23 protein-coding genes and 1 tRNA gene are annotated in these 21,851 nt (G+C 45.5%); 16 read left to right on the top strand and 8 right to left on the bottom strand.

The genetic code is table 11. The features are described from left to right. The first annotated feature begins 103 nt into the window (after positions 1-103). Positions 104-868 carry a class II glutamine amidotransferase gene (locus RHEIN_RS12060; RefSeq protein WP_040555138.1) on the top strand — a complete coding sequence of 255 codons (765 nt, stop codon included), beginning with the start codon at positions 104-106 and terminating at the stop codon, positions 866-868. Positions 869-888: 20 nt separating this feature from the next. Here the strand turns inward: RHEIN_RS12060 and RHEIN_RS12055 are convergent, their stop codons facing one another. The 8 genes from RHEIN_RS12055 to RHEIN_RS12020 all read right to left on the bottom strand — a co-directional run bounded on the left by RHEIN_RS12055 (position 889) and on the right by RHEIN_RS12020 (position 7,384). After that, a complete protein-coding gene (locus RHEIN_RS12055; RefSeq protein WP_040555140.1) occupies positions 889-1,620 on the bottom strand; it encodes a DUF3108 domain-containing protein in 732 nt (243 codons plus the stop codon). Continuing rightward, positions 1,601-2,251: a phosphoribosylglycinamide formyltransferase gene (purN, locus tag RHEIN_RS12050; RefSeq protein ID WP_008899248.1), complete on the bottom strand. Its 651-nt coding sequence runs from the start codon at positions 2,249-2,251 to the stop codon at positions 1,601-1,603. Before purN ends, RHEIN_RS12055 begins: the two co-directional genes overlap by 20 nt. A gap of 8 nt (positions 2,252-2,259) precedes the next feature. Further along, positions 2,260-3,303: a phosphoribosylformylglycinamidine cyclo-ligase gene (gene purM, locus RHEIN_RS12045; protein WP_008899247.1), complete on the bottom strand. Its 1,044-nt coding sequence runs from the start codon at positions 3,301-3,303 to the stop codon at positions 2,260-2,262. 142 nt (positions 3,304-3,445) lie between these two features. Further along, positions 3,446-3,853: a hypothetical protein gene (locus RHEIN_RS12040; RefSeq protein ID WP_008899246.1), complete on the bottom strand. Its 408-nt coding sequence runs from the start codon at positions 3,851-3,853 to the stop codon at positions 3,446-3,448. After that, the gene (locus RHEIN_RS12035; RefSeq protein WP_008899245.1) at positions 3,831-4,760 is read right to left on the bottom strand and encodes a LysR family transcriptional regulator; all 930 of its coding nucleotides are present in this window, start codon (positions 4,758-4,760) and stop codon (positions 3,831-3,833) included. Before RHEIN_RS12035 ends, RHEIN_RS12040 begins: the two co-directional genes overlap by 23 nt. A 15-nt stretch (positions 4,761-4,775) precedes the next feature. Continuing rightward, positions 4,776-5,741, bottom strand: coding sequence for a tRNA 5-methoxyuridine(34)/uridine 5-oxyacetic acid(34) synthase CmoB (cmoB, locus tag RHEIN_RS12030; RefSeq protein ID WP_008899244.1), 966 nt, complete (start codon positions 5,739-5,741; stop codon positions 4,776-4,778). After that, positions 5,738-6,481 (bottom strand): carboxy-S-adenosyl-L-methionine synthase CmoA, encoded by a 744-nt coding sequence (gene cmoA, locus RHEIN_RS12025; RefSeq protein WP_008899243.1) that lies wholly within the window; start codon positions 6,479-6,481, stop codon positions 5,738-5,740. Before cmoA ends, cmoB begins: the two co-directional genes overlap by 4 nt. 63 nt (positions 6,482-6,544) lie before the next feature. Beyond that, positions 6,545-7,384 carry a DUF72 domain-containing protein gene (locus RHEIN_RS12020; protein ID WP_008899242.1) on the bottom strand — a complete coding sequence of 280 codons (840 nt, stop codon included), beginning with the start codon at positions 7,382-7,384 and terminating at the stop codon, positions 6,545-6,547. Positions 7,385-7,515: 131 nt separating this feature from the next. Between RHEIN_RS12020 and RHEIN_RS12015 the strand changes: the two genes are divergently transcribed. From RHEIN_RS12015 to RHEIN_RS11940, 15 genes are all read left to right on the top strand, one after another. Continuing rightward, entirely contained in the window at positions 7,516-10,299 is a 2,784-nt protein-coding gene (locus tag RHEIN_RS12015; protein ID WP_158005484.1) for a transporter substrate-binding domain-containing protein, read from the top strand. Continuing rightward, positions 10,268-10,447: a hypothetical protein gene (locus tag RHEIN_RS21115; protein ID WP_008899240.1), complete on the top strand. Its 180-nt coding sequence runs from the start codon at positions 10,268-10,270 to the stop codon at positions 10,445-10,447. Before RHEIN_RS12015 ends, RHEIN_RS21115 begins: the two co-directional genes overlap by 32 nt. A gap of 4 nt (positions 10,448-10,451) precedes the next feature. Beyond that, on the top strand, positions 10,452-12,227 hold the full coding sequence (gene aspS, locus RHEIN_RS12005; RefSeq protein ID WP_008899239.1) for an aspartate--tRNA ligase: 1,776 nt from the start codon (positions 10,452-10,454) through the stop codon (positions 12,225-12,227). 99 nt (positions 12,228-12,326) lie between these two features. Next, a complete protein-coding gene (locus RHEIN_RS12000) occupies positions 12,327-13,067 on the top strand; it encodes a YebC/PmpR family DNA-binding transcriptional regulator (RefSeq protein WP_008899238.1) in 741 nt (246 codons plus the stop codon). Continuing rightward, positions 13,067-13,588 carry a crossover junction endodeoxyribonuclease RuvC gene (gene ruvC / locus RHEIN_RS11995; RefSeq protein WP_008899237.1) on the top strand — a complete coding sequence of 174 codons (522 nt, stop codon included), beginning with the start codon at positions 13,067-13,069 and terminating at the stop codon, positions 13,586-13,588. The genes RHEIN_RS12000 and ruvC overlap by 1 nt, the downstream gene beginning before the upstream one ends. Before the next feature lie 28 nt (positions 13,589-13,616). Beyond that, positions 13,617-14,240, top strand: coding sequence for a Holliday junction branch migration protein RuvA (ruvA, locus tag RHEIN_RS11990; protein WP_008899236.1), 624 nt, complete (start codon positions 13,617-13,619; stop codon positions 14,238-14,240). A gap of 23 nt (positions 14,241-14,263) precedes the next feature. Continuing rightward, a complete protein-coding gene (gene ruvB / locus RHEIN_RS11985) occupies positions 14,264-15,274 on the top strand; it encodes a Holliday junction branch migration DNA helicase RuvB (protein WP_008899235.1) in 1,011 nt (336 codons plus the stop codon). Positions 15,275-16,167: 893 nt separating this feature from the next. Further along, on the top strand, positions 16,168-16,593 hold the full coding sequence (gene ybgC, locus RHEIN_RS11975) for a tol-pal system-associated acyl-CoA thioesterase (protein WP_008899234.1): 426 nt from the start codon (positions 16,168-16,170) through the stop codon (positions 16,591-16,593). After that, positions 16,568-17,251, top strand: a complete 684-nt coding sequence (gene tolQ / locus RHEIN_RS11970; RefSeq protein WP_040555136.1) for a protein TolQ — start codon at positions 16,568-16,570, stop codon at positions 17,249-17,251. The genes ybgC and tolQ overlap by 26 nt, the downstream gene beginning before the upstream one ends. After that, the gene (gene tolR, locus RHEIN_RS11965) at positions 17,251-17,682 is read left to right on the top strand and encodes a protein TolR (RefSeq protein WP_008899232.1); all 432 of its coding nucleotides are present in this window, start codon (positions 17,251-17,253) and stop codon (positions 17,680-17,682) included. Before tolQ ends, tolR begins: the two co-directional genes overlap by 1 nt. Before the next feature lie 181 nt (positions 17,683-17,863). Beyond that, positions 17,864-18,589: a cell envelope integrity protein TolA gene (tolA, locus tag RHEIN_RS11960; RefSeq protein WP_158005483.1), complete on the top strand. Its 726-nt coding sequence runs from the start codon at positions 17,864-17,866 to the stop codon at positions 18,587-18,589. A gap of 4 nt (positions 18,590-18,593) precedes the next feature. After that, positions 18,594-19,943 carry a Tol-Pal system beta propeller repeat protein TolB gene (gene tolB, locus RHEIN_RS11955; RefSeq protein WP_008899230.1) on the top strand — a complete coding sequence of 450 codons (1,350 nt, stop codon included), beginning with the start codon at positions 18,594-18,596 and terminating at the stop codon, positions 19,941-19,943. Positions 19,944-19,985: 42 nt separating this feature from the next. Continuing rightward, on the top strand, positions 19,986-20,492 hold the full coding sequence (gene pal, locus RHEIN_RS11950) for a peptidoglycan-associated lipoprotein Pal (RefSeq protein WP_008899229.1): 507 nt from the start codon (positions 19,986-19,988) through the stop codon (positions 20,490-20,492). 21 nt (positions 20,493-20,513) lie between these two features. After that, entirely contained in the window at positions 20,514-21,371 is an 858-nt protein-coding gene (ybgF, locus tag RHEIN_RS11945; RefSeq protein WP_008899228.1) for a tol-pal system protein YbgF, read from the top strand. Positions 21,372-21,719: 348 nt separating this feature from the next. Beyond that, positions 21,720-21,795 (top strand) — tRNA-Lys (locus tag RHEIN_RS11940). Positions 21,796-21,851 lie beyond the last annotated feature (56 nt).

Genomic DNA, 21,851 nt, shown 5'->3' with positions numbered 1-21,851 from the left:
TGCAAAGATGCAAGTAATTCCTTACTTTGCAGTCTGGTTTACTGTCAACTTTTGTTGCAGCTTCAGTCTGTCGTGTTACCAAGTATAGGAAGCTATCTGATTTATGTGTGAGTTATTAGGAATGTCAGCCAATGTGCCGACCGATATCTGTTTTAGCTTTAAAGGCTTAAGGGAGCGGGGTGGCAAGACGGGTCCACATAAAGATGGCTGGGGTGTGGCTTTTTATCAGGGCAAAGGGGTTAGTACTTTTAAAGATGCCGATCCGAGTTATCAGTCTGAAATTGCGCGGCTTATCAGTGACTACCCCATTAAAAGTACCACTGTGGTGGCGCATATCCGTCAGGCGAACAGCGGTGGAGTGGGGCTTGAAAATACACATCCTTTTACCCGCACTTTATGGGGGCGTTACTGGACTTATGCCCACAATGGTCAGTTGCATGGTTTTGAAGCTTTAGCGACCGGCAAACATCTTGTGGTAGGACAAACCGACAGCGAACATGCGTTTTGTTATCTGCTCAATGCGCTCGAACAACAGTTCCCTACACCACCTGCAGAGATGAAGCAGGCTTTTGATTACCTTGCTAGCTTGTGTCCGGCTTTGCAGCAGTTAGGTGTTTTTAATTTGTTGATATCAGATGGCGATTACTTGCTGGCGTATTGCAGCACCAAACTGCATTGGATCACAAGAAGAGCGCCTTTTGGTGTGGCGCTGTTGTCCGATGTGGATGTGGATATTGATTTTTCAAAAGAAACCACTGAAAAGGATGTAGTGACTATTATTGCGACTTTGCCACTGACCTCAAATGAGCAATGGCAGATGATGAGCAGTGGCCATTCACAATTGTTTAAAGCAGGAGAGCCGCAATAAGCGGCTCTGGTTAAGATATTTTATTGCTTTAAAGTCGCCAGCTGAATATCAAACTGTTCGACCTTGTCTTCAGCCTGCCATAAACGCACCAACAAATAATCCAGTTCCGGTGCTACCCAGGCTAACACTTGTTTGTCAGGCCCTGTGCCTGTGCGTTCAATCCGTATCGCTTTTACTTTGCCGTAGGGCAGAGATAACCATTCTTCGCCAGCCACTTTAAAGCTGTACTTACGTTCTTCACCATGGCGGTTCAGTACCTGATAAACAAATTCAGTTTTCCCGGCTTTTAAATCCAAAGCCAGCTGGCTGTGGTAACTCAAAGGGTCAAGCCATTGCTCGTTCCATTGCACCGCTTTAACTTTTTTAGATTTTCCAACCCTTAGCTCTTTGTTCTCCCAGTTCAGGTTTAACTCGTAATAACGGTTAGGGCCTGAGCCAGTGCGCTTCATTACATAACGGCCGGGCTGAATGCGGCCATCTTTGATGCTGAAAAAGGATTGTTCTGAACGTTTGTCTGTGAAAATCAGCCAACTGATATCACTGCTGTAGCCCAACTCGTAACCTTGTTCAGTGACTTTGACATAACGTTTGGCCTCACCGTGTTTTTTGTCGGAACGCAATACATTGTAGCTGGCTTCAAAAGTTGATAACTGAGCTGAAGGCACTGCTGCAGGTTCTTCAGCAGATAAGAGGCTTGAAAAGAGTAAAAAAAATGACGCACTAAGGCGCCATTTATTCGTCATCCTGGTCATTTGCATATCCATGGTCAGACAATAAAAGGCCATCTAACAATGCCTTATCTGACTGCTGTTGTAAACGGTTCTGACAAAACCAGCGTACAACTAATGGATAAATACGATGTTCCTGTTCGTGTACACGTTGTGCCACTACATCCGCATCATCGCCCGGAAACACCGGAACCTTGGCTTGTAAAATGACAGGACCGCCGTCCAGCTCCGCCGTAACAAAATGCACTGAGCAGCCATGTTCAGTGTCCCCTGCATCAATAGCGCGCTGATGGGTATTCAAGCCTTGATATTTCGGCAATAACGAAGGATGAATATTCAGTAAGCGGCCTTGATAATGCTGTACAAATTCAGGCGTTAAAATACGCATAAAACCAGCAAGCACTACCAGATCAGGTTGATGCTGATCAATAGTTTCAATCAAAGCCCTATCATAAGACGCCCGGTCTGCGTAAGCTTTATGATCAAGCACCAATGCTGCAGCTCCGGCTTTTTTGGCCCGCTCCAGGCCATAAGCTTTGGCTTTGTTTGATACAACAGCTGTGACTTTACCAGCGATAAACCCAGCACTGCAGGCATCTAAGATAGCCTGCAGATTGGAGCCACTGCCTGAAATCAATACTACAATAGATTTCATGGATGGATTTAGCCTTCAATTACAACTTGAGCCTGATCCGCAGCAACCTGATTGATTTCACCTAAGTGCCAGGCGTTTTCGCCTGCTGCTTTTAACTGGGCTAAAGCTGCATCTAAATGACTGGCAGGAACAACAACGATCATACCTACACCACAGTTAAAGGTGCGGTACATTTCATAACGTTCCACATTACCTTGCTGTTGTAACCAGCTGAAAATAGCAGGCCACTGCCAGCTGCTCTCGATAATCTTTGCCTGAGTGTTTTCTGGTAATACCCGGGGAATATTTTCCCAGAAGCCACCGCCCGTGATATGGCACAAAGCATGTACTGGCATAGATTTAATCAAAGCCAGCAGGTTTTTTACATAAATGCGGGTAGGTTCTAACAGGTGATCGGCAATAGTTTTGCCTTCCAGCATGGTTTGAGGATCCTGACCACTGACTTCCAGCACTTTACGAATTAACGAAAAACCATTGGAATGAGGACCAGAGGCGGCTAATGCAATGAGCTGATCACCGGCTTTTACTTTGCTGCCGTCGATAATTTCAGACTTCTCAACCACGCCTACGCTAAAACCTGCGATGTCGTAATCTTCGCCATGGTACATACCTGGCATTTCAGCAGTTTCACCACCGACCAGAGCACAACCAGCCAGCTCACAGCCTTTAGCTATGCCTTCAACAACAGTAGCAGCAGTATTTACATCCAGCTTGCCAGTGGCGTAGTAGTCGAGGAAAAATAAAGGTTCAGCACCTGAAACCACTATGTCATTGACACACATTGCCACTAAGTCGATACCTACACCGTCATGGCGTTTTAAGTCCATCGCCAGACGCAATTTAGTACCGACACCGTCAGTGCCCGATACCAGTACCGGCTCTTTATAGCCAGCAGGGATTTGACACAAAGCACCAAAGCCGCCTAAACCGCCCATTACTTCTTTACGGGTTGTGCGTTTTACTGCACCTTTAATACGGTCAACCAAGGCCTCACCGGCATCAATATCCACACCAGCGTCTTTGTAACTTAACGACGTTTTTTGCTCGCTCACGGCAATCCCCAAATGGCTAAAAAGTGAAGGTCCAAAAAAATTGGCGGCATTTTACCTTGTAAAGCCGCCAGACAAAAGGATTTACTGCACAGCGTCTGCGAATGCGACTGGAACAGCCTCAGAACTCTGTGCCAAAGACCTGTTATTGCATCACATTGTTCATGGCCTGGCCGACATAATTACGTAAACTGGCACTTGGGGTTTTGGCAATCTGGTGATAAACCAAAGAAGCAAAAGGAAATTCTTTACCGTTGTAACGTACGCAAATGTAGGGCGCTTCAGGGTTTGATTCATCGTGATACCACTGACCACCGACATGATGAATAAAAACTTCACCTGTATAAGCACCAAATACGTTGGACAAAGTGAACAGTAAGTCATCTGCATGACGTTGTTCCTGTTGACGTAAGTACAGCTCGCTGAGTATTTCGTCGACCAGGGTTAAGCTGTCCAGGCTGAAATCCAGCAGCACCTGATGCTCTTCTGCCGCATAAACAACAGCATCCTGTGCTGTCACTTTCATTAATTCAGTAACTTCTTGGTGATTCATTATTATCCCCTGACTGGTAGTTTTTATGTTCGGCTAATAACAGCTCTCGTAACTGACGGCTGCCAGGCCCTAATGTTTCTTCTTTGGGTGTAATTAAAGCTAAAGGCACAACACGGGCTGAACTTAATGGAATACGAAGGCTGACCAGAACGCCGGTTTTGACCAAATCTTCGATCAGAAATCCAGGCAACCAGCAAAACCCAATACCGCTTTTCAGTATATCTATAGCTTCAAAAAAATTATTTACAGTCCAGCGTTGTTCCGCCCGCAGCCAGCCTACATCTTTAGGTTTGCTGGCCGTATCCCGGATCACTATCTGTAAATGTTGACTCAGTTCATTTAAATCCAGTTCTGGCTGCTGTGCCAGCACATGAGCTTGCCCCACCACGGGCAGCATCTGGGTCACAGTCAAAGGTTCACCTATATAACCTTTAGGTACGCTGGGTGATGCTGCTATGACTAAATCTGCCTTGTGTTCAATAATCATTTCAGTGGAGCCAGTGATCACAGTATCTATGATCTGAATGCGGCTGCCACGGGAAACAGGATGGAACTTGGCCAATGCCTGATACAAATATTTTTTCGGGTAAATCAATTCCACCGCAATGCGAATTTCTGGCTCCCATCCGACATTAATATTGGAAGCCAACAGTTCCAAATCTTCAATTTGTTGGGTTAACAACCTGGAGCGGCGTAACATCACTTCACCCGCTGAGGTTAAAAAGGCTTTACGGCCTTTGACTTCCAGCAGTTCCACACCCAGCTGATACTGCAATTTCGCTACCGCATGATTCAGTGAAGACTGACTTTTATTCAATAAATCAGCGGCCTGAGCATAACCCCCCGCATCCACTACAGCTTGCAGTATGCGCCATTGTTCCATGGTTGACTTGGGGCGGTATGGCATCGAAATTCCTTCTGTTTAAGCCTGAGCCACTATCACAGCACGTAGCGGCGCCGGATAGCCTTCAATGGTTTTACTATGATCAGTTGGGTCAAGAAAATCAATCAGACTTTCATTTTCCATCCAGCCGGTTTTACGTTGTTCATCCAGACTGGTGACAGATAAATCCACTACGTTGGCGTTTTTAAAACCGACCCGCTGTAACCAAAGTAATAATGCCGCTGTGCTTGGAATAAACCAGACGTTACGCATTTTTGCGTAGCGGTCAGTGGGCACTAATACGGCTTGTTCATCGCCTTCAATCACTAGGGTTTCCAGCACCAGTTCACCACCAGGACGCAGTTGTTGTTTCAACTGAGCTAAGAAGTCGACAGGGGAACGGCGGTGGTACAATACGCCCATGGAAAACACCGTATCAAAAGCTTTTAGGTCCGGCATATCGTCTATGCCAACTGGTAATAAATGTACTGTTGGGTCGGGATTAAAATGTTTGATTGCTTCAAACTGGCAATAAAACAGCTGCGAAGGGTCAATACCTACGACAAATTCTGCACCTTCACCTTTCATCCGCCACAGATGGTAACCACTGCCACAGCCCACATCCAGCACTGTTCTGTGTTGAAGCGGGCTGATATGAGGTAAAACTCTGTCCCATTTCCAATCAGATCGCCATTCAGTATCAATGGTTAATCCATGCAGAGTAAAAGGGCCTTTGCGCCATGGCATCAATTGTCGCAACAGCACTTCAAGCCGCTGTTTCTGGCCGTCATTTACATCTTCGGGCAGGCCAAATTCGACTTTGTTTTTCAGTTCAACACAGTTTTTCGGTGCAACAGGCAAATGGTCCAGTACTTTTTGCCATTGCTTAAAATCGCCATGCAAAGCCTCCTGCTCCCAGCTTTTTAATTGAGCTGGCAGGGTTTCCAGCCAGTGCAGTAGTTTATTGCTGGCAATTTGCTGATAAAAACGTTGAAAACGACTCATCGCGGCTCCTCTGTTGCTTTTATTGCGACCATAGAGCAAAAGTTAAAACACTGAAACCACAGGCTGATATGTTCAAAGCCTGCAGCAGACAAGCGTGCTTTATGTTCAGCCAGACTGTCGGGGCGCATTACATTTTCAAGTGCTGTGCGTTTTTGGCTGATTTCCAGCTCGCTGTAGCCATTGGCGCGTTTGAAGTCGTGGTGTAAATCAATCAGCAATTCATGAGTGGTGGTATCGGGTTCGACAATTTTTTCCGATAACACAAAAATACCACCTGGTTTAAGCGCCTGATAAATACGCTCAATCAGGCGTGCTCTGTCTTCTTTGGCTAAAAACTGCAACGTGAAATTACTGACTATAACAGCAGCGTTTTCCATAGGTACATTGCGGATATCTGCCAATAACACAGTAGCTGGTACCTCAGAACGAAAAGCCTGTAAATGACTGGTGCAGCGTTCGACCATAGCAGCGCTGTTATCCACACCTATTAACTGACAACCTGGTTCAGTGATCTGGCGGCGCATAGCTAAGCTTGCGGCTCCTAACGAACAACCTAAGTCGTAATAGTTGCTGTTGGCTTGCTGAAAACGTTGGGTCAGCTTGCCTATGGTCTGAATAATGGTTTGATAACCAGGTACAGAGCGCTGGATCATGTCCGGAAAGACATCAACCACGGCAGAGTCAAAACAAAAATCCTGGATATGGCCCAGAGGGTCGGCGTATATATGATCTTTTTGCATCAATGGAATAACTTCATACCTGTAATTGGCGGCTAGTTTAACGTATTTTGGCTTTGGGCGAAATCAAAGCAGACTAAGCTGGTTTTGGTGTTCAGGCCAGGGCGCCAACAGTGGATGATCGATACCTAAATCCAATACAAACTGCCGGGCTAACTGCGGAGCAGTTAAATTATCCGGACTGTGAAAAAAACAAAAAGGCGTTTTACCTTCATCCAGCCATTGCCGGACTTTTCCGAGCCAGGGTTGATAATAATGTTGATTAATAGCCATATCGTCAGTGCCAACAAAACGCAGCATAGGCTGTTTAGTCAAAGCCAAAGCGTGCACTGGTAAATAAGGTTTTTTCCGCTGCGCATCGAGTAATGCTGCAGTAGTAGCTGGCACTGAAAATAAAGCTCTGCTGTCAAAAATCACCCGCTCGGCATCAAAGTCACGCAATAAACGGTTCAGGCCGATTTCATGTTCTGCTTTATCAAAAAACACCGGATGGCGCACTTCTACGGCTACAGAAAAGGATGAGCATAAGGTAGTGAGCATTTGTTTGAGCCAGCTTAAGTGCTCTGGCGAAAAATAGGCCGGCAGCTGTAAATGTACCATGGCTAATTTGTCTGCCAATGGCGCTATCAGATCAAGCCAAAGTTGTAACTCGGCATGCTGGAACTGTTGAAACTGATGACTTAACCGCTTAGGAACTTTTAAGGTAAAACGGAAGCCATCGCTACTTTGTTCCTTCCAGCGCATGACAGTCTGGGGAGAAGGATCAGCATAAAAGCTGGTGTTGCCCTCTACAGAGTTGAAATACCGACTATAGTTAGCAAGAAAGTCTGACGGATCCAGCTTGCTGTTAAATATCAGGTTTTTCCACTGGGGGTTAGCCCAGACCGGGCAGCCAAGATAAAGCATCTGCGATTTCCGTGGTAAGAGGTTTCAGGAAAATTAAGACGCGCATTATCGCTGCATTCGGGCTGTTAAACCAAGGTGAAAATTCTATCTTCAACATGATAAAAAAGTTGCTGTTGTTGTGTGTGTTACTTATGAGCTGTACTTTGCAGGCGCAAGACTCTGCAGCTGTCAGTTCACTTCCTGCTTCGCTGAAAATAGGCATCTCCAGCGACACTTATCCCTATATGTTTGTTGATGAGCAAGGCCAGCCTGCGGGTTTGGTGGTGGATTACTGGCGAGAAATTGCAAGACAGCAGGGCATCAAAACAGAGTTTGTTGCCGCTGACTGGGCCGATACCCTGAGTATGCTGAGCACTGGTGTCATTGATTTACACGGTGGCCTGGGGCGAACTGCTGAAAGGGAGCAAGCTTATTTATTGGGCCAAAGTTATCTGGATATATTCAGCAATGTGTTTGTGCACCGCGATCTGGCCGGAGTTCATAACTTAACTGATTTAAGACCTCATCTGGTGGGCGTGGTTGAGCGATCCACTCACATTGACAGCCTGACCCAACAACAACCCGATCTGGTACTCAAACATTACGACTCAGTGTCTCAAATGTACGACTCTGCGTTAAGGGGCGAAATTAAAGCTTTTACTGGCCTTGATCGATTACCACCCCGTTATGATAGTTACAAAGAGCTGATGGCATTTTATCCTGTCTATAAAAAAGTTCCGGTGCGAAAGATCGAGCTGACTTTTGCGGTCGGACAAAATCAATCGCTATTGTTGCAGCAGTTAAACGCTGCGGCAGATGCTGTGGATATGGCGTTCAGGGATCAATTGGAACGGAAATGGCTCGGTGTGGATACAGACCCTGATACCTTGTTAGTGGGCGTATCTGTTGGTAACCAGCCTTTTATGCACGTCAGTTCTATAGGGGATGTACAAGGGGTTTTTGTTGATTTATGGCGGTTATGGTCAAAAAAAACCGGTGTTGCTATCAGCTTTGTACCCAATCAGTCGGAAGATTCTTTGGCTTATTTGCGTAAAGGCCGTATTGATGTGCAAATGGCTCAGGTGGAAAATGAGGAAAAATTCACCGGCCTGAAACCCGCTTACCATTTATACAATATTTACTCCTCGTTATTTTACAACAGTACCTCTGATTTGACTGATCCAGAGCAACTCAAAGGTGCCACATTCGGCTTACTGCATACAGCCAGTTTGGGTCCGCAGCTGCAACAGCAGTTTCCGGATGCAAGATTGAAAGTCTTTGATACCGTTGATCAGATGATTGAAGCGGTGTTAAAGAACCAATTAAGCGGTTTTTTAGCCTCTGATGTCATAGTTCGCGCGCGTCTGCTACAAAACAGTAGTCAGGGCAGCCTTAAAGTCTTTCCGGGAATTCGTTATGAATCTGCGGTGTACTCCCTGATCCGCACCGAAGATGAAGAGTTGTATCAAAGGGTGCAGCAAGGTTTTTCACAGATCAGTCTGGATGAAATGGTTGAGATTGAAAGTCGCTGGCTTGATAAAGAGGCTGGGGGCTATTTTCAGACATTTCGCGATAAAGTACCTTTAACTGCAGCCGAGCGACACTGGTTAAATCAACATCAGCAGATCCGGGTTGGCGTGCTGAGCAACTGGCGTCCAGTGGAATTTGTGGATGAAAAAGGCGAAGCTCAGGGCATTACTGCTGATTTACTGAAACTGCTGAATCAACGCTTGGGCGTGCATTTTGTGCCGCAACCCTACAGCAACTGGGAGCAATTACTGACTGATTTTAAAGACGGAAAGTTGCATATGGTGGCCAACATTTCAGATTTACCAGAGCGGCGTAATTACAGTGCATTCAGCATTGATTACTGGACTTTGCAATGGATCCTGATAGGCAAACACGATGCCAGATTTGACACCAAAGTGGCAGAGATGGAGGGTAAACGTATCGCTGTGATGCGTGACTACCAATATGCAAAGCAGCTAAAAAATGAGTTTAAACAACATCAGATTATCGCAGTGGATAGCCTGGATGAAGGTCTGGAGATGGTCGTTTCAGGGCAGGCTGATTTTGCACTGGATACTGTAGTGGCTTCAGGCATTGCAATGCGAGATCCCCGCTATGTTAATTTAAGAGCTTACTTACCAACGGATCTGGCTGTTTACCCTTCTTATTTTGGCGTGCATAAAGACTTGCCGGAGTTATTGGTGATCCTGAATAAAGGTATTAAAACCATTAATGATGCGGACAGGAAAAGTTTGCAGGATAAATGGCTGGATCTGGAGATCAAGCAGGGGTTGGATCAAAGCCGGGTGATCCGGCTTGTGCTGCAAATCGCCGCTGTGTCACTGTTGGTTATTGTTGGTTTTTTGATTTGGAATTTCTCTTTGCGCCGTGAAGTGAATTTACGCCGTAAAATCGAAGAAAAAATGCGTTTTATGGCAGGGCATGATGATTTAACTCAACTGCCCAATCGCAGTCTGCTGATTGAACGCCTGCAGACAGCATTGCATCAGCATGCCCGCCATAACGAAATGCTGGCTCTGATGTTTATTGATCTGGATGGTTTTAAACTGGTGAATGATCAGTATGGTCATGATGTGGGCGATGAGATGCTGGTGAAGTTATCGGCGCTTTTGAGTCATTGTGTACGTAAAACGGATACTGTGGCTCGTTTTGGTGGCGATGAGTTTGTGATTTTATTAACAGGTCTGGTTGATAAAGATGATGCGGCCATAGTGGCAGAGAAAATATTACTTTATCTGCAGGAACCACTGGCTTTGTCGGTGTGCCAGGCCAGCGTAGGCGCCAGCATTGGCATAGCGATTTACCCGCATGACGGCACGGATGCGGCAACTTTATTAAAGTCTGCCGACAAGCTGATGTATCAGGTCAAACAACATGGCAAAAGCCAATATCGCTTTAGTTGCTAATCCTCGTTTTGCGATCAAAGCACTGCCAGAACAAACAAAATTTAATTTCCAAACCTCAACAGGCCTTAAGAGCAGTGACATTAAGCGTCTTTTCTATATAATTAGCGCTCATTTTCGCAGGCAGATTAAAGTTCGACTGAAAGGATAAGTTAATGCGTAGCCATTATTGCGGTTCATTAAAGGCAGAAAACATAGGTCAACAGGTTTCATTATGTGGTTGGGTAAACCGTCGTCGTGATTTAGGTGGTTTGATTTTTATTGACTTACGCGACCGCGAAGGCCTGGTTCAGGTATTTTTTGATCCGGATTTAACCGACTTATTCTCTCAGGCTGCTGATTTACGCAACGAATTTTGTGTGCAATTAACAGGCACAGTGCGTGCCCGTCCAGAGTCTCAGGTCAATAGCGAAATGGCCACAGGTGAAGTGGAAGTGTATGCCTCCAGCCTGACAATTCTTAATAAATCAGCACCTTTGCCGTTGGATTCAAACCAGAACAACAGTGAAGAGCAGCGCTTAAAGTACCGTTATATTGATTTACGCCGCCCTTTGATGAGTGACCGTTTAAAGTTCCGCGCTAAAGTGACAAGCTTTGTGCGTAACTTTATGGATAGTAATGGCTTTTTAGATGTTGAAACGCCGATTCTGACCAAAGCGACTCCTGAAGGTGCCCGTGACTATTTAGTGCCAAGCCGCACGCACAAAGGTCAGTTTTTCGCTTTGCCACAATCACCTCAGCTGTTTAAGCAATTGCTGATGATGGCGGGTTTAGACCGTTATTACCAAATCGTTAAATGTTTTCGTGACGAAGATTTACGGGCTGACCGTCAGCCAGAATTTACCCAGATTGATATTGAAACTTCGTTCATGACCTCTGAACAAGTGATGGAAGTAACAGAACAGATGGTTCACCAGATGTTCCTCGAACTTTTGAATGTCGATTTAGGTAAAATGCCTCGGATGACTTACAACGAAGCCATGCGTTTATACGGTTCAGACAAACCGGACCTGCGTAACCCTATGCAGTTTGTTGACGTGGCAGACTTGTTAAAAGAGGTTGAGTTTAAAGTATTCTCAGGCCCTGCAAACGATAAAAAAGGTCGTGTGGTTGCGCTAAAAGTACCTGGTGCCGCTGAAAAAGTATCAAGGAAAGACATCGACAACTACACGGCTTTTGTCGGCATTTATGGTGCTAAAGGTTTAGCCTGGTTAAAGGTTAATGATATTAACGCTGGCGCTGAGGGTATTCAGTCTCCTGTGGCCAAGTTTTTAACACCTGAAATTATCAGCGAAATTTTAAGCCGTACCCAAGCGACTTCTGGCGACTTAATTTTCTTCGGTGCAGACAGCTACAAAGTGGTCTGTGAAGCTATGGGTGCCTTGCGTCTGAAGTTAGGTGAAGATTTAGCTTTAACAGTTCAAGGCTGGAAGCCATTGTGGGTGGTTGATTTCCCAATGTTCGAAGAAAACGATGATGGCAGTTTTTCTGCTGTACACCATCCCTTTACATCACCTTTGGATACAGCTGAATTTCTGGCCACCGAAATGGACAAACTGGATCACAGAGCCTTGTTATCCAACGCCTACGACATGGTACTCAACGGTACTGAGTTAGGTGGTGGTTCAGTACGTATCCACACGCCAGAGGTGCAAGCCAAAGTATTCCAGTTGCTGGGGATCAGTGATGAAGAAGCCGCTGAGAAGTTTGGTTTCTTATTAGAAGCTTTACGTTATGGTGCTCCTCCACATGCAGGTTTAGCTTTTGGTTTAGACCGTCTGGTGATGTTAATGACCGGCGCTACTTCAATTCGTGATGTAATGGCCTTTCCAAAAACGGCCACCGCTGCTTGTCCATTGACTGATGCACCAGGTGAAGCCAATCCGGCTCAACTGGCCGAGCTGGGTATTCAAGTGGTAAAAAAACAATAACTGACGAAGTGCCGCAACCGTTATTGCGCGCTTTTGATGAACTATGTTGAAGCGGCTAAGGCCGCTTCACTTTTATAATTACAATGGAGTTTGATGCACATGGCTGGTCATAGTAAATGGGCTAACATGAAGCACCGCAAAGCTCGTCAGGATGCCAAGCGGGTCAAGATTTTCACCAAACTTATTCGTGAGCTGACCGTCTCAGCCCGTATCAGCGCGGATGTGGACGCTAATCCACGCTTACGCACAGCTGTGGCTAAGGCGCTTTTAAATAATATGACCCGTGACGCAATAGACAGGGCTATTAAACGAGGCGCAGGTGAGCAGGATGGCAGCAATTATGAAGAGCTGGTATACGAAGGTTATGGCCCTTGTGGTGTGGCTATAGTGGTCGAAACCCTGACCGACAACCATAAGCGCACAGTGGCTGATGTTCGCAGTGCGTTTACCAAATACGGCAATATGGGCACTGCAGGTTCTGTCAGCTATTTATTCAGTAAAAAAGGCATGATCTCCTTTGCGCCGGGTTTATCTGAAGATCAGGTGCTGGATGTCGCTTTAGAGGCTGGCGCTGAAGATGTAGTCAGCCATGACGATGGCAGCATTGAAGTGATCACCAGCCCTGACAGTTTTAACGATGTACGGGAAGCATTGGAGGCTGCGAAGTTAATAGCGGATGATGCTGAAATTACCATGATGCCTTCCGTCAAGGCTGAAATAGATGCGGATCATGTAGTGAAGTTTTTTAAACTGATCGACATGCTGGAAGATTTCGACGATGTACAAAACGTTTACCACAATGCTGAGATTGCGGATGACGTCATGGCGTTAGTGCCTTAATGGCTGTCATCCTAGGTATTGACCCCGGCAGCCGTTTAACAGGCTACGGGGTGGTACGTCAGACAGGCCAAAAGTTTGAATACATTGCCAGTGGCTGTATTCGTTTAACTCTGACTGATATTCCTGATCGGTTAAAACAAATTTTTGATGGTGTCAGTGAAATTATTCAGCAAACCCAGCCTGATGTATTTGCAATAGAACAAGTGTTTATGGCACGTAATCCGGACTCCGCTTTAAAGCTGGGCCAGGCTCGTGGTGCCGCTATTGTCGCTGCAAAAAATGCCGGGCTTGAAGTCTTTGAATACTCCGCCCGTCAGGTGAAACAAGCTGTGGTAGGTACAGGTGCTGCTGACAAAACTCAGGTTCAGCATATGATCCGCACCTTATTGAAATTACCAGGCAATCCGCAAGCCGATGCCGCCGACGCTCTTGCCGTGGCTATGTGTCACGGGCATACTCACCAAAGTTTATTGCATATGGCAGGGCAGGCCACCAAAACAGTACGCGGCCGCCTGCGCTGATTTTTTCTGAATACCGGAGCTTTTGACTGTGATTGGATTATTACGTGGTGTTATTTTAGAAAAACAGGCGCCGGATTTATTAATAGATGTTGCAGGTGTGGGTTACGAAGTTCAGTTGCCATTAACCAGTTTTTATAAACTGCCAGAAGTCGGTAAAGAAGCTGTGGTCTACACCCATTTTGTGGTGCGGGAAGATGCACAGCTTCTTTATGGTTTTCATACCAGCCCGGAACGGGCTTTGTTTCGACAGTTGATAAAAGCCAATGGCATAGGGCCGAAGTTAGCTCTTACTATCTTATCTGGCCTCTCAGCGCAGCAGTTTGTCCGTTGTGTGCAGCATGACGATATCAGCACCCTGGTGAAATTACCTGGTGTTGGTAAAAAAACAGCAGAACGTTTGTTGATTGAAATGCGCGATCGCTTAAAAGACTGGGGGCTGACGCCCAGCACTCCTGTCACCGATCATTTGGTGCTAAACGGCGATGAAGTAGACTCGTTTGAACTGGTGGAAAGTGCAGAGCAAGATGCGATCAGTGCATTAGTGGCTCTGGGTTATAGCCAGTTGCAAGCCAGCAAAGCAGTACAAAAAATTAAGCAGGCCGATATGACCAGCGAACAGCTGATCAAACTGGCATTGCGCAGTATGATTTAAACCAGATTTAACCAGGAAGACTCATGATAGAAGCCGATCGTCTGATCGATACCAAAGCCAGTCGTGAAGATGAGCTGATTGACCGCGCCATCCGTCCCAAGTCATTGGCGGATTATACCGGGCAGTCTCATGTCAAAGAGCAGATGGCCATTTTTATCGAAGCAGCCCGCGGTCGTGGGGAACCTTTGGATCATTTGCTGATTTTCGGACCGCCTGGTCTGGGTAAAACCACACTGGCTATGGTGGTCGCCAATGAAATGGGCGTGAATATTAAAAACACCTCTGGTCCCGTGCTGGAAAAAGCCGGTGATCTAGCAGCGCTTCTGACCAATCTGGAACCCAACGATGTACTGTTTATCGATGAAATTCATCGTCTAAGTCCTGTAGTGGAAGAGATTTTATATCCGGCAATGGAAGACTATCAGCTGGATATCATGATAGGCGAGGGGCCAGCTGCCCGTTCTATCAAGCTCGAATTACCGCCTTTTACCTTAATAGGTGCAACCACCAGAGCCGGTGCTTTAACCTCGCCACTACGTGACCGCTTTGGTATAGTGCAGCGACTGGAATTTTATAAGGTGGATGAGCTGGCACAAATTATTTTACGTTCAGCGCACTATCTGAATTTAGAACTTGAACTGCCTGCAGCGACAGAAATAGCCAGGCGCTCCCGTGGCACACCTCGTATTGCCAACCGTCTGCTGCGAAGAGTCAGAGATTTTGCTCAGGTCAAATCCAATGGTCTGGTACCAGTGGAAATAGCCTCTGCTGCATTGCATATGGTAGACGTTGACGCCAGTGGTTTTGATTATATGGACCGCAAGTTAATGCTGGCTATCATCGAAAAATTCGGTGGTGGGCCTGTAGGGCTGGATAACCTGGCGGCCGCTATAGGCGAAGAGAAAGAAACCATTGAAGATGTAATAGAGCCTTTTTTAATTCAACAAGGTTTTATCCAGCGCACGCCACGAGGCCGCATCGTCTCCCCCGCTGCTTACAAACACTTTGGCTTTGATTTACCAGAATCGAATTAAGTAAGTATTCCTTCTCATTGGACACACAAAATCGCCGGGAGCGATTTTGAACAGCTTCAGCTTGCCTGATAAGGCGAGGGCAAGGATAGCCCGAGTAAATTCGTCAGGAACGAATTTCACTCACATCGTCCCTGATGTTCGCCTTCGGCAGCTAAAGCTGTGAAAAACAGCTATCCTGCTGTTTTTTGAACAGTGCAGGCCACGTGCTGAATGGCGCTATGGATGGCGGCGAAAAAATCGTCTGGAGCGATTTTTAACACAGGAGCGAAGCGACGGTGGCCCGACCGGGCATTTTGCAGGACAGCAAAATGTAAAAAAAAGCCCGCTAAATTAGCGGGCGAATGCAACAAGTTGAAGTAAATCTTCAAAATCCAGGGAACATGTTGAGAAGCAACATAATCATCTTCGAACAGATAATCACATCACCAGTATTCATCACTAAAGTTAGGGCACAAGGCCGGAACTTTTGCGCTAGCTCAGAACACGGAGGCATTTTAGGGAGTTAGTGCATTTACTTCAAACTAGAAAAATTGAGATTTGACATTAATTTTTCTAATCTGAATAAATATCTTCTTTGGGTGAATTTTAATCAAATTTATCTGGTGACTCTTGCCAAGGCCTTGAAAATTAAGCTTGGCTGAATAAGTTGAATAGTTGTTGGGAATTACTAATTTTTACATGAAAAACTTTTGAACCGGAAAAATAACCATTAATCGCTGTTTTTTCCCCATCCATCGCGAAGACGAAACTTTTCGTGAATATCAGAACCAGAGGTTTTTTAACGGCCCTGAAATAATTCCGGAATAAAAATATTTAGCGCTGAGCAGGTTCGCCCTGTTGAGTTCAGCTGTGGCCTCCAATATCATAGCGGCCAATTTGGATGACGGAAAAGTATGAAGCTTGTGGTGTTTGAATTTCCGGTCAGAGTATATTACGAAGACACCGATGCAGGTGGCGTAGTATATTATGCTAACTATCTGAAATTCTTTGAAAGAGCCAGAACAGAATGGCTTCGAAGTTTAGGTGTCGAACAAGACTTGTTGCTTCGTCAGGATATTGGTTTTGTTGTGAAAAGTGTGCAGATGGAAAACCATAAGCCGGGAAGGTTTAATCAGCTTTTGTTGGTAAAAAGTGAGATTAGACAGTTAAAAAAGGCCAGTTTGGTATTTTGGCAGGAAATCTACAACGCGGATGCAGAATTACTTTGTTCAGCGCAGGTTAGTATTGCCTGCGTAAAACTATCATTAATGAAAGCGAGTGCAATACCTCGCGATGTTTTAGGGGTGTTATCTGGTGACAGGCGGACTATCAGTTCTTGATTTAATTCTTCACGCTAGTGTAGTAGTGCAGCTGGTTATGTTGCTGTTAGTGGGCATGTCTGTCATGTCGTGGGCCATGATCATCCAACGCAACAAGGCACTGAATATTGCCGTTGAAGAAACAAAGCAATTTGAAGACAAGTTTTGGTCGGGTATAGACCTGTCGAAACTCTACAATGAAGTTAGCGCTAAAGTCACTGTGACTGGAGTGGAAGCTCTGTTTAAAGCAGGTTTTAAAGAGTTTGCCCGTTTACATAAAAACAGCCGTCAATCCGGTGCTGTGATGGAAGGCACTCAAAGGGCTATGCGTGTTGGTTTGTCTCGTGAAGTAGAGCGTCTGGAAATGCACTTACCATTTCTGGCCACTGTAGGCTCAATCAGTCCTTACATTGGTCTGTTTGGTACTGTCTGGGGCATCATGAATTCTTTTATCGCTTTAGGTGCGGTCCAGCAGGCCACACTGGCCATGGTTGCGCCAGGTATTGCTGAAGCTTTGATCGCAACAGCTATTGGTTTATTTGCAGCTATCCCTGCGGTTATTGCATACAACAAGTTTTCTCATAAAGTGGAAATGCTGGAAAGTGCCTACGCAAACTTTGTGGAAGAGTTCGCTAATATTCTGCACCGTCAGGCGATGGCCAACGGAGAAAACAACTAATGTACGTCCGCAAAAAGCGCCGTATGGTGGCCGAGATCAACGTAGTTCCCTACATAGATGTTATGTTGGTGCTGTTGATTATTTTTATGGTAACCACACCTATCATCACACAAGGTGTAAAAGTTGAGTTACCTAAATCAGATGCCGAGCCTATAGAGCAAATGAAAGATGGTAAAACCCCTTTGGTCGCGACTGTGGATGAAGGCGGTTTGTATTATTTTGAAAAAGATGGCGTGAATAAAGGTCCATTTAACGCTCAGGAAATGCAGTTGGAAGTGGCTGGCACTTTGCAGTTAGAGCCTGGCACCCAAGTGATTATTAAAGGCGATGGCCGTGTTAACTATTCTGCCATTATCCAGTTACTGAACTTGCTGAAAGATGCCGGTGCCCCTTCCGTTGGTTTAATGACTGACGATGTGGAGCAAAACTAAGATGGAACCAGCGTTTAAGAAGTCGCTGATCATCTCGGGTGGCTTACACCTTTTGGTTGTTGTGCTGTTATTTGCCAATTTTAATTTCTTTAAAAGCAAAGAAGTTTTAGTGGTCCCCATGCCTGGCGATTTGAGCGCGCCACTGAACGCTACTGTGATCGACCAGTCGCAGTTTGACGAGATGAAAGAAGAAAATCAGCTGAAAAAAAAGGCTGAGGAAAAGCGCTTAAAAGACCTGGAAAGGAAAAAGCAGCAGGAAGAGCGTAACAAACGCCTTGAAGAACAGCGTTTGAAAAAGCAGGAACAAGAGAAAAAACAGGCCGAAATAGCAGAGAAAAAAGCTGTTGAAGAAAAGAAAAAACAGGCCATAGAAAAAGAGAAACAGCAAAAGCTTGCAGCTGAAAAGAAGAAACAAGATGACGAGAAGAAAAAGCAGCAGGAAATAGAGAAGAAGAAAAAAGAACAAGCAGCTAAAGAAAAGGCCGCTAAAGAAAAAGCAGCCAAAGAAAAAGCTGAAAAGGCCAAAGCCGAAAAAGAAAAGCGTGAGCGCGAAGCCGCAGAAGAAATGTTGGCTGAGCAGTTGGAAGAAGAAGCAAATGCGCGTCGGGCAGCGAAAGCAGGTCAGATCCTGACTGAAAAGCAACGCTATCTGGCGATGATTGTTGCGAAAATCCAGCAAAATTGGTTTGTAGACGATACAATGCGTGGCAAAGAGTGTCGGGTAAATATTCGTTTGGCCAGCAATGGTTTTGTAACTGCCAGCACCATCATTGGCGGTGACAGAGCGCTTTGTGACTCGGCGATGCGTGCAATACAAAAGGCAGGTAACTTCCCTATGTCACCGGACCCTGATGTATATGACGCATTAAAAGACATCACAACTATTTTACAACCGGAACTGAGATAACAATATGCTGAAGTTGATAGGAAAAAGCCTGGTGGCGTTTGCACTGGTGCTAAGTGCAAAGTCGTATGCCAGTTTAGAAATTGTCATCACAGATGGTGTGGACAGTGCTCGCCCTGTTGCCATAGTGCCATTTAAATTTGAAGGCAATACACTACCCAATCAACGTATTGCCGATATTGTGTCCGCGGATTTAATGCGCAGTGGCAAATTTAATCCTATAGCTGCTACCCGTATGCCACAACAGCCGACGAACAGCAAAGAAATCGATTATCAGCGCTGGATGAAACAAGGTGTTGAAGCTGTGGTCACTGGTACTATCCGCGAAGTGGGTATTAACAGATACGCTGTGCGTTTTGAGTTAGTGGACGTGTTTAAAGGGGCTTCGGGCGGTGGTTCATCTTCTGCCATTATTGGTGGTCAACTGACCACAGGCCTGACTCATGTACTGGATGCGCGTGAAACTACCATTAGCGGCGATCAGTTCAGACAATATGCTCACCGTATCAGCGACATAGTCTATGAAAAATTAACGGGTGAGCGTGGTGCTTTTTTGACCAAAATAGCCTATGTGTTAGTACGCGACAAAGCAGATTTCAGATATCAACTGGTTGTCGCTGATTACGACGGTGAAAATGAGCAGGTCTTATTAAGAGCAAAAGAGCCTTTGATGTCTCCGGCCTGGTCACCTGATGGTACCAAATTAGCTTATGTGACGTTCGAGAAACGTCAGTCACAAATTTATATTCAAGATATTTATACGGGCCGTCGCAGTATATTAACCAGCTTTAAAGGAATTAACAGTGCGCCTAAGTGGTCACCTGATGGTCGTAAGATGGCGATGGTATTGTCAAAAGACGGCAATGCTGAAGTTTATGTGATGGATATTGCCACTAAGGCCTTGACAAAGTTGACGAATCATAGACGCATTGATACAGAGCCTTCCTGGTCACCAGATGGTTCTAAAATCATTTTTAGTTCAGAACGTGGTGGTAATCCACAGATTTATAGCGTAAATGTAGCTTCTGGTGTTACTGAAAGGGTAACATTTGAGGGAGAAATGAATTTAGCTGCATCTTATACTCCAGATGGGCGTGGTATTGTTATGGTCAACAGAACAAATGGCCAGTATAATATCGCCCGCATGGACGTTGAGAGTCGCTATATGCAAGTGTTGACTCGCACTTATCTGGACGAGTCACCAAGCATTGCGCCTAATGGCTCAATGATAATTTATAGTACTTTGTACGGTTCGTCACAAGTACTGGCACTGGTATCCATGGATGGGCGCTTTAAAGCACGGTTACCGGCGACAAACGGCAGAGTCAAATCTCCGGCTTGGTCACCATTTTTATAAAAAACAAAAATTTGGTTAATTGATTTACTAAGGACAACAATTATGAACTTAAACAAAGTTTTAAAAGGCTTGTTAGTTGCAGTGCCAGTGTTAACTTTAGCTGCTTGTAGCTCAACTGATGAAGTAGCTGCTACTGATGCAAACACTGGTGCAAACACGAACCAAGTGGTTGAACAAGGCCTGTCAGCTGAAGAATTGCTGCGTCAGCAATTAGAAGCTCTGCGTCAGGACAACACTATTTACTTCGACTTCGACAAGTCAGAAATCCGTTCAGAATTCGCTTCTGTTCTGGAAGCTCACGCTGCTTTCTTACGTGCTCGTACTAACATCACTGTAACTGTTGAAGGTCACACTGATGCTCGTGGTACTCCAGAGTACAACATCGCGTTAGGTGAGCGTCGTGGTCAGTCTGTGACTCAATACTTATCTAACCTGGGCGTTTCTGCTGGCCAGATGTCAGTAGTTAGCTACGGCGAAGAGAAACCAGCTGTTGAAGGTAACGACGAAAGCGCGTTCTCTAAAAACCGTCGCGCTGTTTTAGTTTACTAATAACTGATACGAAGCAAAGCAGTGAAAAAATATTTAGTTACTGCGCTTTCTGTTATCAGCATTGCCTCGTGGGCAGATCCGGCTCCAGTAGCCGATCTGTCCCGCGCTGGCGGTGGCGCTATCCAGACTCCAAAATACGCTTCGACGGCTGACCGTATAGCTGCGCTGGAACGTATTGTTGAGGCCAGAGCTAATGCTCAGGTTGCCATGCAACAGCAAGTGTCCGCTTTATTAGACGAAGTGTCTGAACTGCGAGGCGTGACTGAAATGCATTCCTACAAATTAGAAGAAATATTGCAGCAACAACGCAATATTTATCAGGAAATTGACAGAAGATTAGGCTCAGGTGCCACTTCTGGTTCAACGTCAGCCACTCCGACAACACAAAATGCCGCAACACCAGCTGAACAGGCGCCTATAGGCAATCCTGCAGCTTTAGTGAATGCTGGCGGAACCCAGGCTGCTGAAACTATAGATTCAGGCAGTGCTGCTGCGTCGTCCAGTCCGTCGGAAAATGATACGTATGAAAGTGCAGTGAATCTGGTGCTTAAAGATCGCAATTACGATGCAGCTATTCCTGCATTTGAGAATTTCGTCCGCTCTTACCCTGATTCCAGCTACGCACCTAATGCTTACTATTGGTTAGGCCAATTGTTTTTCACTAAAAACGAACTGCTGAAGGCCAAAGCTCAGTTTGAACGTGTAGTAGCTCAGTATCCGCAGTCTGCCAAAGCTGCAGATTCTCTGGCTAAATTGGGTCAACTGGCAGAAAGAGAAGGGGATACAGCTGCAGCCAAGCAGTTTTATCAGCTTTTAGTCAGCAAGTATCCACAGTCTAAGCCTGCAAAAGCAGCGAAGGCAAAGTTAGAAACTCTGTAAGCGAATAGCTGTGCTGAATAAAAACCTGGTGAATACCGGGTTTTTTTATGTACTTTTTGTCGGATAAAATACTCTTCATCATTTTTTTCAGCAAGAAAATAGCCGCTATCTGATCTGCAGATTGAAGCTGAAAATCAAAAAAATGCGATAAATAGAAACGAGTGGACCTTGCTGAGCCTCGGTCATTGCTGGCGTTTTTCTGTACATAAATGCTACTGTTCGTTTCTGTTTAACCCAAGCTCAGGATTTTGTGCTGGCATTTTAAGCAGTTGAACAAAGAAAATGACCATTCTGGTAATTTTTGGTTGCGCTGGAAATTTAAATAAGTAAGATATGCGTCCGCGGCAGGGGTCATTAGCTCAGCTGGTAGAGCAGCGGACTTTTAATCCGTTGGTCGATGGTTCGAATCCATCATGACCCACCACTCCCGCGCCAGGTACAATTTGAATTGGGTCATTAGCTCAGCTGGTAGAGCAGCGG

It is taken from the genome of Rheinheimera sp. A13L, assembly GCF_000217935.1.
Lineage (GTDB): Bacteria > Pseudomonadota > Gammaproteobacteria > Enterobacterales > Alteromonadaceae > Pararheinheimera.
Note: the sequence above shows the minus strand (reverse complement) of the source record. Positions and strands in the feature narration are given on the sequence as shown.